Source organism: Spiroplasma endosymbiont of Melanargia galathea, from assembly GCF_964031075.1.
Lineage (GTDB): Bacteria > Bacillota_I > Bacilli_A > Mycoplasmatales > Mycoplasmataceae > Spiroplasma_A > Spiroplasma_A apis.
Genome location: NZ_OZ035000.1, coordinates 921,644 through 937,913, shown reverse-complemented (window position 1 = coordinate 937,913; position 16,270 = coordinate 921,644). Strand labels below are relative to the sequence as shown.

Annotated in this window: 15 protein-coding genes; 11 read left to right on the top strand and 4 right to left on the bottom strand. The window is 29.7% G+C overall.

Annotation, left to right across the window (positions count from 1 at the left end; genetic code table 4):
* Window positions 1-50 precede the first annotated feature (50 nt).
* The 5 genes from AAHM92_RS04215 to AAHM92_RS04195 all read left to right on the top strand — a co-directional run bounded on the left by AAHM92_RS04215 (window position 51) and on the right by AAHM92_RS04195 (window position 6,152).
* On the top strand, window positions 51-1,541 hold the full coding sequence (locus AAHM92_RS04215) for a glycoside hydrolase family 1 protein (RefSeq protein WP_500222213.1): 1,491 nt from the start codon (window positions 51-53) through the stop codon (window positions 1,539-1,541).
* A 2-nt stretch (window positions 1,542-1,543) separates the two neighbouring features.
* Complete coding sequence (locus AAHM92_RS04210) at window positions 1,544-2,158, top strand: hypothetical protein (protein ID WP_500222211.1); 615 nt, start codon at window positions 1,544-1,546, stop codon at window positions 2,156-2,158.
* A gap of 3 nt (window positions 2,159-2,161) precedes the next feature.
* Window positions 2,162-3,568: a glycoside hydrolase family 1 protein gene (locus AAHM92_RS04205; protein WP_500222209.1), complete on the top strand. Its 1,407-nt coding sequence runs from the start codon at window positions 2,162-2,164 to the stop codon at window positions 3,566-3,568.
* Between the two features lie 109 nt (window positions 3,569-3,677).
* On the top strand, window positions 3,678-3,980 hold the full coding sequence (locus AAHM92_RS04200) for a PTS sugar transporter subunit IIB (protein WP_500222208.1): 303 nt from the start codon (window positions 3,678-3,680) through the stop codon (window positions 3,978-3,980).
* 60 nt (window positions 3,981-4,040) lie between these two features.
* Window positions 4,041-6,152 (top strand): PTS sugar transporter subunit IIC, encoded by a 2,112-nt coding sequence (locus AAHM92_RS04195; RefSeq protein ID WP_500222206.1) that lies wholly within the window; start codon window positions 4,041-4,043, stop codon window positions 6,150-6,152.
* Between the two features lie 43 nt (window positions 6,153-6,195).
* Here AAHM92_RS04195 and AAHM92_RS04190 read toward each other — a convergent pair whose 3' ends face one another.
* Window positions 6,196-6,393, bottom strand: coding sequence for a hypothetical protein (locus tag AAHM92_RS04190; RefSeq protein ID WP_023789925.1), 198 nt, complete (start codon window positions 6,391-6,393; stop codon window positions 6,196-6,198).
* A gap of 74 nt (window positions 6,394-6,467) precedes the next feature.
* Between AAHM92_RS04190 and AAHM92_RS04185 the strand changes: the two genes are divergently transcribed.
* The 3 genes from AAHM92_RS04185 to AAHM92_RS04175 all read left to right on the top strand — a co-directional run bounded on the left by AAHM92_RS04185 (window position 6,468) and on the right by AAHM92_RS04175 (window position 8,812).
* Window positions 6,468-6,785, top strand: a complete 318-nt coding sequence (locus tag AAHM92_RS04185; protein WP_500222205.1) for a PTS sugar transporter subunit IIA — start codon at window positions 6,468-6,470, stop codon at window positions 6,783-6,785.
* 21 nt (window positions 6,786-6,806) lie between these two features.
* Window positions 6,807-7,757 carry an ROK family protein gene (locus tag AAHM92_RS04180; RefSeq protein ID WP_500222203.1) on the top strand — a complete coding sequence of 317 codons (951 nt, stop codon included), beginning with the start codon at window positions 6,807-6,809 and terminating at the stop codon, window positions 7,755-7,757.
* 89 nt (window positions 7,758-7,846) lie between these two features.
* The gene (locus AAHM92_RS04175; protein ID WP_500222202.1) at window positions 7,847-8,812 is read left to right on the top strand and encodes a 3'-5' exoribonuclease YhaM family protein; all 966 of its coding nucleotides are present in this window, start codon (window positions 7,847-7,849) and stop codon (window positions 8,810-8,812) included.
* A 37-nt stretch (window positions 8,813-8,849) separates the two neighbouring features.
* Here AAHM92_RS04175 and AAHM92_RS04170 read toward each other — a convergent pair whose 3' ends face one another.
* From AAHM92_RS04170 to AAHM92_RS04160, 3 genes are read right to left on the bottom strand one after another with little or no spacing between them, the layout of a single operon-like run.
* A complete protein-coding gene (locus AAHM92_RS04170) occupies window positions 8,850-9,263 on the bottom strand; it encodes an HIT family protein (protein ID WP_500222200.1) in 414 nt (137 codons plus the stop codon).
* A 59-nt stretch (window positions 9,264-9,322) separates the two neighbouring features.
* Window positions 9,323-11,023, bottom strand: coding sequence for a lipoprotein (locus AAHM92_RS04165; RefSeq protein ID WP_500222198.1), 1,701 nt, complete (start codon window positions 11,021-11,023; stop codon window positions 9,323-9,325).
* Window positions 11,023-13,347, bottom strand: coding sequence for a lipoprotein (locus AAHM92_RS04160; RefSeq protein WP_500222196.1), 2,325 nt, complete (start codon window positions 13,345-13,347; stop codon window positions 11,023-11,025). The genes AAHM92_RS04165 and AAHM92_RS04160 overlap by 1 nt, the downstream gene beginning before the upstream one ends.
* A gap of 176 nt (window positions 13,348-13,523) precedes the next feature.
* Between AAHM92_RS04160 and sufC the strand changes: the two genes are divergently transcribed.
* The 3 genes from sufC to AAHM92_RS04145 are packed head-to-tail and all read left to right on the top strand — an operon-like array spanning window position 13,524 to window position 16,253.
* Window positions 13,524-14,264, top strand: a complete 741-nt coding sequence (gene sufC, locus AAHM92_RS04155) for a Fe-S cluster assembly ATPase SufC (RefSeq protein ID WP_500222195.1) — start codon at window positions 13,524-13,526, stop codon at window positions 14,262-14,264.
* Window positions 14,265-14,273: 9 nt separating this feature from the next.
* Window positions 14,274-15,038 carry a SufB/SufD family protein gene (locus AAHM92_RS04150; RefSeq protein WP_500222193.1) on the top strand — a complete coding sequence of 255 codons (765 nt, stop codon included), beginning with the start codon at window positions 14,274-14,276 and terminating at the stop codon, window positions 15,036-15,038.
* A complete protein-coding gene (locus AAHM92_RS04145) occupies window positions 15,039-16,253 on the top strand; it encodes an aminotransferase class V-fold PLP-dependent enzyme (RefSeq protein WP_500222192.1) in 1,215 nt (404 codons plus the stop codon).
* Window positions 16,254-16,270 lie beyond the last annotated feature (17 nt).

Below are 16,270 nucleotides of genomic sequence, written 5' to 3'. Positions count from 1 at the left end.
TACCCCTCATTTAATATATTTTACAACTAAAATTGAAAGGTATTATCACAATGCAAAAAGAATTTTTATTTTCCTTATCAACTAACGCATTTCTGGTTGAAGGAGGTCGAAGCCTGCATGGCCGTACCGACTCTATCTGAGATTGATTTACAAAAACGAATTATCACATACCACCGACCGGAAGTACTAAAAGAGAGATCAACTCCATAGAAATTAGTAGTGACCTTTATTATAAATATAAAAGCGACGTTAAAATAATGAAAGATCTTGGTATCAACTCACTGATTTATTGCCTTGACTGGATACGTTTATTTCCCAAAGATAAAAACTTTGTGAATCCTATGGCAGTACAATTCTATGATAATTTTTTTAAAGAGTTATGTGAAAACGGCATTAAACCAATACCAATACTATTCCACTGAGACACACCCTTATGGCTTGAAATTAAAGGTGGCTGATGTGAGAAGTATGTTTTAGATGCTTTTCGTAATTATTGTGCAGCAGTGTTTAAGTACTTGGGTAAGTATTCTGACATTTGATTTGTTAATGATGAGAACAAGACATTTATGTTGGATGGTTACCTAGGAGAAGCTATTCCACCAGGTTATAAAAGCGTACATAAGTTTGCTACTGCACTTCATAATTTAGTAGTTGGGGCTGCCATCGCCAAAGAAGAATTTCAAAAAGCAAAAGATTTAGGGTATGTAAGTAAGGAAGCTATTATTGGTATCGATGATGATTGGTCACCTCCAATAGTTTTCGACAATAGCGAAGAAAACAAAGAAGATTTAATCAAAAACTATAATATTTGAATGCTAGATCTTTGGATTCAACCTAATTTGCTTGGGATATATCCAAACGAGTTCATAGATTTTTTAAAAATAAATAATATTAACGCTAATATTGTTGATGATGAGTTAGACTATATAAAAAAATACACCTTAGACTTCATAGGATGGAATTTTTATAGGCCTTACTTTATTGCTGATAGTAAAAAAGAAGTAAATCCAAAGTTAATATATAATAAACCTCTCAAGTTACCTTTCAGTGAATTTCAAATAGTACTCCCAAGGTCGCATAAAAAATATACTAAATGGCTTTGGCCGATTGCGCCGGAATATTTAGAAATAGGGTTAAAAGCATATAAAGAAAAATATGATTTACCAATTATGATAGTAGAGAATGGTTTTGGTAATTTTGATCTTAAATCTAACGAAATGATTCTGGATTATGATAGATTACAATATTTGCAACCAATATTAGAATCTGTTAGTAGATGTAGAGAATTAGATTTAAATCTGTTTGGTTATTCCTTATGAACTTATTGCGATATATTTTCTCCAAGTGCAGGTTATCGAAAGGATTATGGGATTATATCTGTTGACTTTGATTCTCCTATTAAAGAAAGAAAACCAAAATTAAGCTATTGTTGATACAAACAGGTAATTGAATCAAATGGAGTTAATACTTCAATTGATAAAACTAAATTAGAAAGGGATTTAAAAAATATTTTAAGAGATTGAAATATTTTGTGGAAGTAGATGTGATTAAACAATTTAAAATAAATAAGGAAGAAGAAGCACAGCAACTTGATAAAGACTATAATGATTTTTTAGATAATATAAATAAGAAAAAATATATGTCAGTGCTGGAAGAGCGTAAACGTTTGAATAAAATTAACATTGTGTCAAAAATTAAAAGACCCCTATGTGAAGTGTTTAATGCTTTTTTGGTCATATCCTTAGAAGATATGAACCCCAATTTATCAATCGACGATCTTGATGAGGGATATTGATACAAGTCAAGTAAAAAAAATAACAAAGTTAAGTTCAAGTTGAATAAATTTATTCCTAACAAGGAGATTCAACTTACTTGAATAGCAAATAATCAAGTATTTATAAAAACTGTCACATTTTATTCATCAAGAGATGATAGCTTTACTAAAATAAGATATTCAGATTACGTTAAAGGAGATACTTCTATTATGGGTTTTTTTGAGCGTCATATTTTATCGGTTTATGTTAAGAGACAAAAACTAGCTTTTCATATTCAAATATTAAAAACTAAATTAAAGTTAAATATGGTATCAGAAGAAAACAAATATAAGGTTTTAAAAAAGATTGAGATGTTATTGAGCTTTTCAAAAAGCCTAAGTTAATAAATGAAAAAAATAAAATTCTCAAAAGATTTTTGATTTGGAGCTGCTACAAGTGGTCCTCAAACAGAAGGTAATTATAACAAAAGCAATCCAAATATATTTGATGACTGATACAAAAAAGATCATTCTGCATTTTGAAATGGTTTGGGACCCGATAAAACTTGTGACACATATAATAAATATGCAGAAGATATACAATTGATGAAATTCATTGGCTTAAATAGTTTCAGGACCTCTATTCAATGAACAAGACTTATTAAAAATTTTGAAACTATGGAAGTTGATGAAGATGGCTTGATGTTTTATACAAATTATTTTGAAAGTATAAAAAAAGCAAATATTATACTTGTTGTAAATTTATTTCACTTTGATATTCCTGTGAGCCTTTTAAAGTTAGGGGGGTTTGAGAATCGAGAAGTTATATATAAGTTTTCCGAATATGCAAAAATATGTTTTCAAAAGTTTGGCAATTTAGTTGATTACTTCACAACTTTTAACGAACCTGTTGCAGCAGCAGAAAACCAATATTTATACGGTTTCCAACCACCTTTTGTAAAAGATTTTAAACGTTTTATAGCGGTTTCTAATAATACTATGCTAGCTCATTCATTAGCGGTGCAAGAATTTAGAAGTATATTTGGTACTAAATCAAACAAACAAATCGGAATAATTTTAAATTTAACTCCATCTTACCCAAAAAACTTAGCGATAAGAAATATAAAAGTATCTAGGTTGCGTGACTTAATTTTTAACAAGTTTTTTCTGGACGCTGTGATAAAAGGTAAGTACCCTATAAAGCTTATAAAGTTCTTAACTAAAGAAAAATTGATGTTTCCTGTTCATGAAGATGATGCAAACATATTGGAAAATGGAAAGATTGATTACTTAGGTGTAAATTATTATCAACCAACTAGAATAAAAAAATCCAGTTCAATTAACAACACACCACCTTGAAATTGATTTGAAACGTACAGATGAAGCAAAGGACGCTTCAACCCCTATAGAGGGTGAGAGATTCACCCTAAAACCATTTATAAAATTGGTATCCTAATTAAAAAACGTTATACAAATATAAAGTGATATATCTCTGAAAATGGTATGGGTGTTGAATCAGAACATAGATTTAAAGACTCATCTGGTGTAATTAACGACTCTTATAGAATTGATTTTATAAAAGAGCATTTATATTGACTAAATAAAGCCATCAATAAAAACTCGAACTGTTTTGGTTATCATGTTTGAACATTCATAGATTGTTGAAGTTGAGCAAATTCTTTTAAAAATAGGTATGGACTAGTAGAACTTGATTTAGAAAAAGGGATAAGAAATATTAAATACTCTGCGTTATGGTATAAAACACTATGTTCAACCAAAGAATTAACTATAAAAGCAATTAAAAAAAGTAAATAAGAAGCATTCCCATACCTCGTGGGAGTTTTTTTCAGTTTCTAATATTTTTTCCATTTTAGAACTTGAAAAATGGAAAAAGATTATAATAATTTTAAAGGAGGCAAATGGAATGAAAAAAATATTATTAGTTTGCTCGGCTGGTATGTCTACCAGCATGCTTGTAAAGAAAATGCAAATGTATGCAGCTTCTAAAAAATTGGATTATGAAATAGTTGCCAAAGGTATTGCCGAAGCTAAACCAGAACTGAATTTGTATGATGCCATAATGGTTGGACCACAAATTAGTTACGCCCTTGAAGATATCATAAACATGACTAACAATGTTCCGGTTGAGTTGATACCAACCCAAGTTTATGCAATGGCTAAAGGCGAAGAAGCAATGAAACAAGCTGAAAAAATGATGGGTAAATAGTTAAACTTTTTATATCAATTTTATTAATTATTAAATTTGTCTAGAAAGAAGGTTTTTATTATGTCGAATAATAAATTTAGTCCTGATAACAAGACACGATCTAGTAAAAGTAATGGTTTTAAACCATGATTTAAAACAAAATTCATACCAAAAGTGGCAAAAATAGGTAATCAAAGACATTTGGCTGCCATTCGTGACTCTTTTGGTACAATGATTCCACTTATTATTGCTGGATCAATAGGTGTATTGGTAAACGCAATAGTGTTTGGTGGCGCTGGATCAGGATATGTGTCGTTATTAGGTTTATTTGCAAAAGCAAGCCACCCTGAATTAACGTGGGATGGTATCTCTAAACTCTTGGGTGACACAACAAATGGTTGAGGACAAACTTCAAAGATTTGTGGGCTGGCCTTTGGTCATATGAATACAGTAACTGTTGGAATGATGTCAATTTATTTTTCATTCTTATTTGGTTATTATATATCACTAAGTAGAGGATTTCAGCAACCAATAATTGCTGGATTAGTATCAACTGCTTCATTTATGTTGGCTGGATTAGGAGAAATTGCATTCTTCATGGATGCAAAAGGTTTGATTGGTGCTATTCTATTTGGAATTATCGCAACCGAAGCTTTTGTATATCTTTCATCATTAAGAGCACTTAATATTAAAATGCCAGATGGCGTTCCTCCAGCAGTTGGAAAATCTTTCGCAGTATTTTTACCAGCTGTAATCACATTGGCTGGAATAGGGGTATTAAATATTTTTGTGTTAGCACCAGCGATAATAACTAGTAATCTAACCGTGACAGGTAATAATCAAGCTCAAATTGCAACAAATCTTCAGGAAGTTGAAGGTTTACTGGATAAAGTTAGGGGATTAACAAATACTCAAATTGCTGAGTTATTGAAAGTAGATGTAGATTCACCCTGAATTAAAGATATGTTTAACAACTTAACAACTGAGAAGTTCAGTCAGTGATACAATAGTCAAGGAAATGATATTAAGTCATTGGTTGCAGCTTTATTTCTAAATCAAGGTCAAAATGTTAGTTTAGGTGACTTTCATCATTTAAATGCTGATAATATCTTAAACTTTGGATTAGATGCAAATGGTAAAATAGTCGCCCTTACTGGGTCTTATGTTTCTACAAAACTAGGTCCTACACAGTTTGGTTTAAATGCCGCAATTTATCAATTCTTTACTTCTTGATTTATTGGATTCGCTACAGGTAGTGGTGGATTAGGTCTTGCAATAGTATTCGTATTCTTTGTTGGATTCTTCTGATTCTTTGGAGTTCATGGATCAAATCTAATGGCCGGTGTATTTGAACCTATATTTTGGATGGTTCTTGGAATAAATACATCATTAGTTAATGGATTAGGTTATGATGTCGCTGCTGCAACAGGATCAATGGGTGTTTTCACTAAACCATTTTTCGATTCATATATGTATGTTGGGGGTAGTGGTGCTACTCTTGGATTATTAATAATGACGTTTGGATTCTCTAAACGACGCGAATTAAAAGAAATTGCTAAATATGCAACACCAGCAGGGGTTTTTCAAATAAATGAGCCAGTTATTTTTGGTTATCCAATAGTTTTAAATGTTGTGTACATTGTTCCATTTATTTTTGCCCCTATACTTAATTTATTTATAGGTTGAATATTTTCACCAGCTGTTCTAGGGTTTGTAAAATATTCTTATGTAGCTGCTCCCTGAACAGCTCCATGATTTGTAAGTGCCATAATTACTTCATTAGATGGAAAAGCAATTATTCCAGCAATGATTTGCTTTGGTGTGGATTTATTATTTTATTTACCGTTTATATTATTAGACAATAAGTTATATTTCAAAAAATTAAAATCTAATAACCCTGAAAAATATGAACTAGAGAAAAAATATTATTCTGATAAAGTATATCGTTATGAAGTTGACACAGAAACTAAAGTTAAATATTTAGAAGAAAAATCTGAACTGATGTTAATGGATGCTGAGTCACAAATCACTTTTTGAAGTAGAAGAATGACAAATAAAGAAAAACTTGAAAAACGTAAAGTAGAGCTAATGAAAAAAGCACAAGTTAAACACGATAAATACATTGAACAATCTAAAAAAGTAGCTAAAGCTAGAAGCGAAAAACTTATGGCTTTAAGAAATAAAAAAAGATAATTAACTTAGATTATTTAAAAGTTCTACCCCAAAGGTAGAACTTTTAAATAACAACATACAATGATAATACAATTATTAGAATTATTAACAATGAGGTTACCATTGCACCAATTAAATATATCTTCAACTTATTTTTGACAAAGTGATGAAAAAATCTCTCTAGTAACTCAATAACTATATATATAATAAAATAAATAATCAATGGTACAAAGCTAAAGTAAGCTACACTTGAAAAATGCATTGTCTATCTCCCTTTGGTAAATCAAGTACATTATAACAAGATATTAATATAGAATAACTTTATAGGAGAAAAATATGAAAGATTTGAATTTTGAACAAGTATCATTCACTATTATCGCACACGCTGGTGAAGCCAAGGGAAAAGCTATGGCAGCAATAAAGTGTGCTAAAGAAGGTAATTATAAAAAAGCACAAGAGTTAATCGTAGAATCTGAAAAATCTTTAGCCATTGCCAGTCATACACATATGGATATAATCTCAGCCGAAGCAGCGGGGGAAAAGATAACTATACCAGTTTTATTTATGCATGCTGAAGATCAGCTTTTAACCACGGAGACTGTTATACTTTTGTCTAAAGAAATAATTGAGATTCACGAAAAAATAAATAAATAATTAAAGGATGGAGAATATATTATGATAAAAGCATTATGTATAGATATCGGGGCTACCTCTGCTAAATGTGCACTTTTTGAAGATAACAAAACCTTATTTAGATTTTTTGTAGATACCACGAATAATAAAGATATAGTTAAAAGAATACACGAAAAGTTTAATAAAAAGTGTGAGGAATCGAACATAAAAGCCGATGACCTATCATTCATAGGGATTGCCTGCGCTGGATTAGTTGATTCCACAAATGGTATAGTTGTATTAGCTTCTAATTTAGGATGGAAAGATTATCCGCTCTTAGAGACCACTAAAAAATTATTCAAAAGTAATAAAGTTTTTATACTCAATGATGCAAAAGCTGCCACTTATGGAGAATGAAAGTTGGGTTTAAAGGGTAAAAAGAGTTCAATGGCTCTTTATTGTATCGGAACAGGTATCGGTGGTGGTGCTATATTTGATAATAAATTAGTAATGGGAGATAGCTCTGGACTACCTAGTGAACCTGGTCATGGTGGTGGGTATCAAAATATAATCAAATGTGCTTGTGGTCTAGAAGGGTGTATTGATCCAATTAGTTCAGCTACTTGAATTGAGAAACAATTAAATTTGGTTGGTAGTAAATCGACAGGAAAACTTGGTGAGTTATATAAATTAAACAATAACTTACATATAATTGATATCGTAGATTTATTCAAGGAAAAAGACAAGGAAGTAATTAGTATATTTGAAGAAGCTGTGGAACCATTGGCTAAATCAATGTCTACACTAATTCATTTCTTGGACTTTGAAACTTTTGTAATTGCTGGTGGACCATCGAATTTAGGACAACCACTTTTAGATATTATTAAAAATCAACTTAAACGCTTTACACTTCCCAACTTTTTAAATAAGTTGGATTTGCGAACTGCTAGCCTAACTAATTGATCAGGAACTTATGGTGTCTATGAGTACGGAAAAGATAACTATAAAGATTAAAAACGATACTATTAAATTGCAATTAATTCTAAAAGCACTTATTAATGAGTGTTTTTTTTGTTAAAATTACAATATTATTGAGGTATTGTATGAGAATAAATGAAATTAAGTCTGAAACTAAGAATTTAGTTTTGATAGCAAGAGTTGAAAAAGTAATATTATCAACAGGTAACAACGGTTCGAATTATCTAGTAGTTTATTTAGTGGATAAGACAGGAAGGGTTGAAGCAAGGCTTTGAAATTGTGATGACGCAGATTATGAAACTATCAAAGCAGATAGTGTTATAAAAATTGAGGCAGTTGTAAACGTTTATCGACAACAAATTCAGTTAAAAATAAATACATATGAAGTTTTGAAAGAAGAAGATTTTCATAAGTATGATATTACTGAGGAAACTTTTTCTATATCAGCTCCTATAAATGTCGAGATGAATTTTAAAGTCTTGATGGAATTTTTAGAAAAGTTAACCAATGAAACATATAAAAAAATAACTAGGTCAATTATTAAAGAATATGAAGATGAATTTAAAACATATCCTGCAGCAACTTCTATACACCATAATGTAGTTGGTGGCTTATTTTGACACAGTTTTTCACTTTTAATGGCAGCCAAAGGATTGAAAGAAGTGTATCGTTATGCTGAAATTGATTGAGAACTAGTTTACTGTGGAACATTGCTACATGATATCGGTAAAGTAGTTGAAATGAAAGGTAAAAGAGCAGCAGAGTATACTGATGAAGGTAAATTACTTGGTCATATCTCTATTGGTAATACCTTCATATCATTGAAAGAAAAGGAACTAAATATTGATCCCAAATTTCATAATGAAGTTGTTAAATTACAACATGTAATTTTATCAAGTCACGGTAAGAATGAATTTGGTTCTCCTGTTGAACCAGTTTTGATAGAAGGTATTATAATTTCATCATTGGACGCACTTGATGCTAGAATTTACAAAGTTAACGAAGAGCTTATGAAAGTAGAAAATTCAGGTTGATCTTCAAGAATAATGACAGAGGATGGAAGAAGTTTTTTAAGACATTATAAAAAATAAAAACACTTTACTTAGGAAAACTAATAAAGTGTTTTTATTATTCTTTTAATGCTTTATATATTTCACTAATTTCCAACATTTTTGATTCGTCCTTATTTATTTGGAACAATAATCCTTCACCTTTTTGATACTTCGGAACTATATGTTCATGATAATGAAACACTGACTGATAAGCATCACTTCCCTGATTAGAAACATAATTGAAACCAATAGGTTTCATAGGCAATTTCTTAGTTAATAATTCAGCAACTTGTTTTTTGGCAATTGCAACTTCTTTTAAAAATAAGTCATCAGTTTCTTGTAGGTTATTGGAATGATTTTTAGGAATAACCAAGGAGTGTCCATCTGTATTCGGAAACATATCCAAAAATGCCAATACAAACTCGTTTTCATAAATAATATTACTTTCTATTTCTTTGTTTGATATTTTACAAAATATACAATCTTTCATCTTATTTACCTCTAATCTAATTGTACAAAAAATATAAAAAAAACTATTTTAAAATAGTTTTAATCGTCTTTATCTTTATCATTTCTTATATATTTACCAATTTGATCATATAAACCAGCAAAGTAAATTTCTTTTGCGTTAAGATATTTTGAGTATAAAGTTGTTTTAGCTAAATCTGCTGTTCCTGTATCTTGTGATACTAGGTATTTAATTTGATTTAAAATTGTTGACTGTTGGTCATTTAAATCTTGCACGTCTTTTGAGTGTAATTTTTTATTATTCTCTTGATTTCAAACATCTTTATATCTTGAATTGTTTATCAATGATGGACCAAACTCGATTGCTTTACCTTTACCATCTGCATCCTTAATTTCGTATACTTTACCGCTGCTATCATTTTCTTTACTTCCACCAAGCAACTCAATCATGTATAGAGGAAGTACAATTACAACTTCTGCTATGTTAGAGTTCTTTGCGTCTACAAAATAAGGTGTTAGGTTATCAAATAATATCCCTGGTTTCTTAGCTTCTTTAACTTTATCTTCATATTTAGCTCCAGCAATAGGACTTGTTCCTAATGATGTACCGTTTTCATATAAAGTGAACCCTTTGAAACCTTGTAATCCAAAGAAAGAATCGTAAGCATTTGTATTGTCTCCATTATAAACTGGCAATTTTTCTTTTTGATCTTCAAATGCACTAAAGAGCTTTTTAATGCTTTCACCGCTTTTCAACTCTCCATTTGCTTGATTTATTTCTTTAATACCTTCTACAATTTTTTTGATAGCATTATTATTTTTGTTCTCTGTATTGTCAAACTTCAGTGATCAAACCATTCTAACGTTTGTAGTTCAGTCTGTAGTTGTTGAGCTGTTTCAAGATTGTGTTTTTGAAAAAATAGGAGACCCAGTATTGATATAAGGGGAACTTCCTTCTTTTGCAGCTGACACTGTGAACATATCTGCTTCCATGAAAGACATAGTTAATAAGTTTTCAATAATTCCTGATAATAATTTATTTTTGAAGTAATCTTGAAAACGTAATTTTAAGGCTGTTTTAGACGAAATATTTATTTTTGTTGATTTGCCATCGTTTAGAACAACGAAAAACGGTGATTCTTTTTTATTAGCGTATTCTTGAGTTAATTGTTCAAGAGTAGGTAAATTATTTGATCCACCTTTACCATCTTCATTGAATACTTGTCATCTCTTATCGTTTATTTCGATGTAACTACCAACGGGAACAGTTTTTTCGTTATCGGTTTTGTATTCTTTTATTTTAGTTTCTTGGATTACATTCAAGTTATATAAAGATTTCAATAATGAATTATCTAATCTTTTACCACTAGCTATTGATTTTGTGTACTCTGTGAATAATAAGTCTTCTGCGATAGAACCAGCGTTATTTAAATATGAATCAATGTAAGACTTTGGTATAGAATCCTTACTTTCACCACTAGCGTAGTCATATTTTTTTAAACCTAATTTATCTAAATTATAATTTGTAGATTCATAACCATATTGTTGACCTATTAATTCGTCTATTATACTTACAACAACCTTTGTAATATCTTCATCTGAAAACATATCTCCAAAGTCTAAACTAGCCATATCCGAACCTTTTAATTTTGCGATTAGTTGTTTAGCCAATTCTCTATTTAGTTTCGGAGTTTTGATTCGTTCCTTATTACATGCTACTACAACTCCAGAAGTAGAGGTGAATAAAGAAATAGCACCTAAGATTCCTAACAATTTCTTCATTATTTTATACCTCCGTTATTTTTTTTGTAATTGTAAGCTATTGAGTTTAAATCGTAAATACTTAATGAATAGTCAAATGCGTTAGTTTTAAAAGTTTGAACACTTTGAGCACCTTTTTTGTCTACTGCGTGTCATCAGACTTTATTTATTTCCTCTGCTAATTTATCGGAGTTGAATATATCATTTTTTACTATTTCTTTTGGATAACCGATATTTGTTTTTGTGTCTAATTCTTCGATCATTTTTTTGTATGCGTCAACAAATACTCAAGAAGGGTTGTTTGTAACAACAATTTTCATAGATTTTATTGCTCCAATTGTTCAATCACCAATTTTTTTAGCAATAGCTTGAGCTTTTTCGTTATTTCCATCAGGTCCAAATATAACAAATTGTTCTATAAAAGATTTGTCTTCTGTTAGCTTATCTTCTTGTTTGCTAGTCATTGTTTGGAAATAGTCATAAACCATAGTTACTCAATAAAATTCTTTTTCTGATGAGCTTGAAATTGTTGCTCAAGCCTTAACTTCTGCCATTATGTCAAATCCAACCGGTGACCCTTTAACACCTTTTAACAAGGAGTTATTTACTAAGAACTTTAGATATGGATTAGTAACTGTTGAGTTTAACTTTTTAAAATATCTATCTTCACTATCTGTTTTTCTTCAGAAATCATAAATTTTTTCTTGAGTTGTTAATTTATTAAACTCTTTAAAATCATTAAGACTCTTTTGAGTTTCTTTATCAATACCATTTTTTGTATCGTCTATTATTTTTTTAGCATCTTTATTTGGAGTATTTGTAGTAGACTCTACTAATTCATTAAATCCATCTATTGAAACTATATGAATACCAGAAGAATCTATGTATACTAACTTATCTTTATCTCCATCACTAAGCTTTCTATAAAGGTTATTTGATGTCTTATCGAAGCTTCCAGTTCTGTTTAAAGCTGTTATCAATTTACCAAAGTCCTCTTTTTTATATTCTTTCTCAATATCAGTTTTTGTTGTTCACTCAGGGACTTTCACTTTATCATTTTCATCTGCTCTAGTAACATCAGTTTTATATCTTTCACCTAAAATATAATCATATACAATTGAACTCAATGTTGGTGTGAAGTCAGTTGTATTTGTCAGTGTCAATAAATTATCATAATGTTTAACTGTAGCTTTAGAATGTGTTGTTGAACCTTTTGCCATAATTTCACTTCAAGATGTTTTATCAGTAATTATTTGTTTTAAAAGTGTTCAAGTTTGTTTAGAATTAACTTCGTTATCTCCTTCAAAATCTGATGGTAATATACCGTCATCAAAAGTTTTATTATCAGAAAAAGCAATAGTTATTTCACTAATAGCTATTGGGGCTTTGGCATTGTAATATTTGTTTAAAAAGAACTGTTGTGAGTTACTCAACATACCCGCTCTAGTATCAGCTCCACCTGTAACTAATTCATTTATATCGGTTGGAACATCATATTTTATATTACTTTCTTCTATTTTCAATGCTTCGTCAACTTTTGCTGAAATTTCATCATCAGTACTTTGATCATTAACACTTGATTTTACTCACTCACCAGATTCTTTAGTAGAGTTTATTATTTGTTGTAAAGCCTTAACATCTGATTTTGCTGCATATAGTAATTTATCTTTATCATCTTTAACAGATTTTAAAGTAGCTAGTTTTCTTTTAACTTGTTCAACTGTTATTCAAGTAACTCCTAATTGGTCGGTATTTAAAAGAATATCTAGAAGAGCTTTTGTAACGTTGTTAGAAGAATCTGTTAATAAAATATCAGATTTATATTTACCTTCTAGTAGGTCGACATCCATATCTTTTACTTTATCTTGATAAACAGAATACTTACCAACAAGCATTTCACATCATTTATCTCATCATTTTTTACCATTATCTTTTTTATATTTATCTTTTTCCCTTTGAATTTTTAAATCCACAGCTTTATTTAAGGTGTTTCATTTATCAGATAAAGAAGAAGCTAAACCAGCGCTTATGAAAGCGCTTGAGTTATTCAATTTGATTTCTCCATTTTCTCCAAAGTTTTTTTCAGAGTTAATTAAAATAGATGCATTGATTGTTTTTAAAAAATCTAATGCAAAAGTTTCTCTGTTTTTAGGTCCATTTTCATTAACTAATTTTCATAATACGTCTGATGCATCGATATTAGCTTTTCCATTCAATGAATTTAAAAAATTAATTAGAATAGAATTTCCATCTTGTTTTTTGTCATAGTTCGTACAAGCAACTGCCATCGAACCAGCACTGGCAGTAATTGCAAAACTACCTAGTAGTGTTAATAATTTTTTCACACTTTTCACTCCTTGATTTTGTATCAACATAATTATAAAGAAAAAAAGACTAAAAAAGAGTGAGAAATTCAATTTATTTAAGTACATAGTATAAACAAAAAAAATTATAATTTGTAAATAAATTATCTATTTTCTTAATTCAGGCAATATAATTAAAGAGGTTAAGGAGTTTTAAAATGCACACATTAAAAATTATTAATTTACACGTAAAGATTGAGGATAAGGAGATCTTGAAAGGAATAGACTTGGAAGTTTCATCAGGGGAAATTCATGCTTTGATGGGTCCAAATGGTAATGGAAAATCAACATTACTGATGGCTATAATGGGTCATCCAAAGTACGAAGTAACTGAAGGAGATATTTTGTTAGACGGGAAATCTATTTTAGATATGAGTGTGGATGAAAGAAGTAGGGCAGGGCTGTTCTTGGCAATGCAAAACCCTCAATCTATACCTGGGGTAAGCAATTTAGAATTTTTGAAATACATTGTAAATTCTCATAGTGAAGAACCTAAAAAACTGCAAGAGATTTTTAAAGATATTAAAGCCAAAGCAATGAATTTAGATTTTGATTTAAATATGCTTAAAAGATTTGTTAATGATGGTTTCTCAGGTGGAGAAAAGAAAAAGAATGAAATACTACAATTGAAAATGTTAAACCCTTTATTTAGTTTGATAGATGAAATAGACTCAGGACTTGATGTAGACGCTCTAGAAATTGTTTCTAAAAACTTGAATGATGATGAAATCTCTAAACAAGGTTTGATTATCGTATCTCACTATGATAGATTTTTTAAAAAGATAAAACCAACTCATGCACACGTTATTATAAATGGAAAAATTATAACAAGTGCGGGTGGCGAGCTTGTTGACCGTATCAATAAAGAGGGTTACAACTGAGTTAAGGATTTAATTTAGGTGAACAACATGTGAAAAAACCCAAATTTTATTGATTATAGAAATAATTTAGCAAGTGAGTTAGTCTTAAAAACGGATGATAACAAGGTAATTTTATTAGGTGAATCTGATGGAAAATTAAATATTGTAATAAAAGCTAACACTAGTGTTAGCTTAACAATCTTGTTTTTGCCGATTGAAAACTCGGGAAATGATAAAAACTTCAATATTAACATAACTATAGAGGATTCTTCAAGGCTAGACTTAAAAATAGCTAACCTTATGAATTGTAACGCCAATGATAATCTTGAAATCAATTTAAAAGAGACAAGCTCAAGCATTGAATTCTATAGTGCTACTATTGTTAATAAAAATATCATCAAAAATAGTTTTATAAAATCATTACACAATGCACGTAACACTAGTTCAAATATTAAAGCATATGAAGTATTAAAAAATGAATCGAAGGGTTTTATAAGATGCATCAGTGATATTAAAAAAGGATCAAGCTCTAGTGAGGCACATCAAGAATTAAGATTATTGGTGTTAGATAAGAAGGCAAAAGCAGACTCTGACCCTGTATTATTGATAGACGAAAATGACATCGTTGCTAGCCATGCAAATGCTATTGGAATGCTTGACCCTGACCAAATATTTTACTTATTATCAAGAGGACTTAACAAAGAAGAAGCACAAGAGTTGATAATAAATGGATATTTTGAACCTGTGTTTCTTTCATTAAACGACGATGAAATCGTAATATATCTTAAAGATATATTGAAAGGAATGATTTAAATGGACTATAAAAGTTATTTTCCATATTTTAAATATAATCCAGATGAAATTTATTTTGAATCAGCAGCAACAAGTCTAAAACTAGAACAAGTTATCAAAGCAGAAGCGGAATATAATGAAAAAATTGCAGCAAATACTCATAATGACTTATTTGATAATGCTTATAAGGCTAATGTTATTTTGGACACAACAAGAAAAATGACAGCTAAGTTTATCGGAGCGAAAAATCACAATGAAGTAATTTTTACCAGTGGTGCGACTCATTCATTAAATCAGATCTGCTTTGGACTCAAAACATATTTGAAGAAAGATGATGAAGTAGTTTTAACAATTCTAGAACACTCTTCAAATTTATTACCTTGAAAAGTATTAGAAGAAGAAATAGGAATAAAAATTAAGTACCTAGATTTAAATGATACCGGATCAATAGATCTGAACAAAATAGATAACACAATAAACAAAAAAACTAAAATAGTATCATTCGCTAGTGTTTCTAACACAGTTGGAGCAAGCAACGATGTTCAATCAATAGCTAATGCCATCAAGAATATAAATAACGATATTATCATTGTTGTTGATATTGCTCAGTCAGTACTGCATACGAGAACAAATGTTGAAGAATGAAATGTTGATTTTGTTGCTTTCTCTTCACATAAAATGTTTGGACCTTTTGGCTTAGGTATACTTTGAGGGAAAAAAGAAAAATTAGATATATTAAAACCACTTATTTATGGTGGTGGTAACAACGTTAATATCACATTAACTGAGTACAAACTTGCCAAGATTCCTCAAAAATTTGAGGCTGGAACCTTGAATTTAAGTGCAATTTATGGTTTTTTAGAAGCACTTAAGTTTATTGATAAGATATCAATTGAAAAAATACAAGAATACGAAGAAGGTTTAAAAAGATATTTGGTTGATGAATTATCCAAAATTGATGTTTCTAAATTTGAGTTTTATAACTTGAAAAATCCACAACCAATTGTTTTATTTAATATGATTGGTGTTAGTTCACAAGACTTTGGAGCATTTTTGAATAAAAAATACAAAATATCTGTAAGAGTTGGTAAACATTGTGCAAGATTATCACATTTAAAAACCGGAGCATTAACTACTATTAGAGCTAGCTTTTCAATTTATAATACACGTAATGACATTGATATATTTATTAAAGCATTACTTGATTGTGAAAATTGAGTTAACGAATTAATTTAAATAGGAAAGAAAAAAAT